At 47.1% G+C, this 2838-nt stretch carries 3 protein-coding genes; 1 reads left to right on the top strand and 2 read right to left on the bottom strand.

What is annotated here, in order from left to right:
* Both LC354_RS27220 and LC354_RS28215 read right to left on the bottom strand, forming a co-directional pair.
* Positions 1 to 586, bottom strand: a 586-nt coding sequence (locus tag LC354_RS27220; RefSeq protein ID WP_223429063.1) for a hypothetical protein, incomplete at its 3' end; no start/stop codon positions are given.
* Positions 567 to 767 carry a ribbon-helix-helix domain-containing protein gene (locus LC354_RS28215; protein WP_223429065.1) on the bottom strand — a complete coding sequence of 67 codons (201 nt, stop codon included), beginning with the start codon at positions 765 to 767 and terminating at the stop codon, positions 567 to 569. The genes LC354_RS28215 and LC354_RS27220, both read right to left, overlap by 20 nt.
* Positions 768 to 1531: 764 nt before the next feature.
* On the opposite strand from LC354_RS28215, the gene LC354_RS27210 reads away from it, so the two are divergent.
* Positions 1532 to 2239, top strand: a complete 708-nt coding sequence (locus LC354_RS27210) for a tetratricopeptide repeat protein (RefSeq protein WP_317849405.1) — start codon at positions 1532 to 1534, stop codon at positions 2237 to 2239.
* Positions 2240 to 2838 lie beyond the last annotated feature (599 nt).

Below are 2838 nucleotides of genomic sequence, written 5' to 3'. Positions count from 1 at the left end.
GACGCGACACATCCAAAGGCTCTCTCAGCATTAAACTCAAGCGAGCTGGATGGGACGAGGCATTCTTATGCAGCGTTCTCAATGGGCTGTAAGAGGCATGATGCCAAACGCGATTGCCCTGACTCGCAATGTCCTGCTCTGTCAGAGTTAAGCGGTCTATTTTGTGCCATGTGTTGTATGTACTAGCGCCATCAACCTTAAGAAACCTAGGGAAGCCGGGACAGTACTGGTGACGCTGAAAAGACATTGGTGCTGAGGTCAGAACGTGCCGGATCATCTTGCGATCAAGTGCCTTCGTATTCACGGCACAAAGGTCGACAGTGGTATCAAGATCATTTCCCAAGATAGGCTTATTGTCAGCGAAGCAGGTTAAGAAATAGCCCTGATACTTCACAACATGATCAAGGATATAGCTAACTGCCTTCTTCTGAGCTTCGTTAAACGCCATGTCCTCTTTGGTTGTGTTACCGTCCTGATCTGTGACCTCAATAGTGGAGTAACGGCGAGACATTGTTGCATAGACGCGCTTGCTAATATCTACAAAACCAGCAGGTAGGATTTGCTCATTATTGCTTGCTTTGGTCATTCTGGGCTTCCTTGCTGATGTCAGCTTTGGTTGTTGGACATGGGGCGATAGTTGCTTTGATTGCTTTTTCGACCAGAGAGGACAGATTGCTGCCAGTCTTCTCCGATGCGTTCCTCAGTCGTGATAAGGCTTCATCTGAGAGCATAAATCGTACTTGGGTTCTGGGATTTGAATTGGGAATCTTAATTCTCCTTGTTATGGCCGATACCGATTAGACACAGATGTGCCAAAGGCTATAAGGGCCTGTTTGTGGGCTTAATTTTTAGCTGGGTTGGCTTGGGTAACCTATGCACGCTAATGGCCCTGAATTGAGGGCTGAGAGCAGTACAGAACGACAGAGTAATAACTATACAACCGATTAAGGCTGAAACGATAAGTCTTTATGGATTTTTGCTCGGGGTGGAGCGCAAATACTGATTTGGAAACATTAAATTTGCTAGGGATTCGATTAGATAATAATTAATTCTGAAATTGCAATAGCGCCTATTTGAATAATTCCGTCCATCAATCAGATTCTCACTAACGCACTGTTACTACAAAAGAATTTTACCCAACTCGGAGCGCAGAGTGATAAGCAATATACTGCTATTCCACAAACTAGAGCAGGCGCAAAGCACTGAGGTTTAGTAAAAGTGATTACTTATCAACTACTTGATTAGATTTAACATATCATAGATTGTACTCAGCGCAGTTACATACTGCTATAAGTTGTGTAAGGCCTACCTAAACAGGGGTCAGGAGAAGCGGTTCTGGTCGAACGGCGGTACGCGATGAACACCAACCTGATCCATAACGCACCTGCGTGTCACGATTGTACCGCGCCCTGCGCCTAAAGCACCAACAAGAACCAAGAGAGTGGCCTGAGGTTAACCCCCTTGGGCCTTTTCTGTTGTTTGGTAGTTTCAGAATCTATAATCCCGACCTGAACATTAGGAGACTGGCATTTTGAAACGCATTTTCCACGTAGTCGCTTTGGCAACCGTCCTAACACTTGGCGGGCAAGCAGTATTGGCGCAGGATTTTGCTAAGGGCTTGGCTGCTGCTCAACAGGGCGACTTTGCAACCGCACTCAATGAGTGGCGTCCTTTGGCAGAACAGGGCTATGCCCCCGCGCAATTCAATCTGGCTCAGATGTATCGTAAAGGCCAAGGCGTTCCGCAAGACTATGCAGAAGCTGTGAAGTGGTATCGCTTGGCAGCGGAACAGGGTGATGCCGACGCGCAAAACAGTCTGGCGCTGAGGTACGACAATGGAGAAGGCGTTCCGCAAGACTATGCAGAAGCTGTGAAGTGGTATCGCTTGGCAGCGGAACAGGGCTATGCCGACGCTCAATACAATCTGGGTATTATGTACGATAAAGGCCAAGGCGTTCCGCAGGACTATGCAGAAGCTGTGAAGTGGTATCGTTTAGCAGCTGAACAGGGCTATGCCTACGCGCAATACAATCTGGGTATTATGTACGCAAATGGAGAAGGGGTCATCCAAGACAACCTCTACGCGCACATGTGGTTCAATATCGCAGCGTCATTGGGGGATGAAGACGCCGCCGAAAGTCGCGAAATACTTGCAAAACAAATGATGACTCCCGCCGACATTTCAGAAGCACAGAAGTTAGCGCGGGAATGTGTCGCCAAGAACTACAAGGGCTGTTGACTGAGCCGCTTGAATGAAGGCGGAATGCCCCGTAGGGCCAATACAAGGGGTCATAAAGTGCGAAGTCGAACTTTAAGCTACTCACCCCAGCAAACGCCTGACTATCGCCTCACAGAGCAAATATCACAGCAATCCCCATTGGTCCAAACCATCCGCCTTAATCAACACATCCTGCAAGTGCGCCAGAGGGTGGCCCAACGCGACTAATGGCCCTGTAATGGCGGTATATTTGCTTCCTTCACAACCTATGCCTTGTTGGATCACTTGAATTATATTTTGTTCAGAGCCTGCCTGTTTGCTTCGAAGTTAGCACCACTAGAATAGTGCCATAGGAACGCTCTGACTATCGATATATGGTACTAGATTCAAAGCGTATTTGGTACAGGGTCTACCTACAGGAAATGGGTTTATATAAATAATATCAAATACTTGGATTGTTACATTTGGTGTGTGTGTTGCCGTGTGGGGGCACCAGAAAACTTCAAGAAAACAAATTCTTAGCGTGCTAAGTGGTTATGCGACTAGGCAGCACACCCATTAATTCTTGTTTGATTGCATAGTTTTGTGATTCAGTTTCGTTCAAACAACGGGCGGGAGGA

The organism is Tateyamaria pelophila (genome assembly GCF_019966495.1).
GTDB classification, from domain to species: Bacteria; Pseudomonadota; Alphaproteobacteria; order Rhodobacterales; family Rhodobacteraceae; genus Tateyamaria; species Tateyamaria pelophila.
The sequence above is the reverse complement of the archived record's forward strand: the minus strand, read 5'-3'. Positions and strand labels throughout refer to the sequence as shown.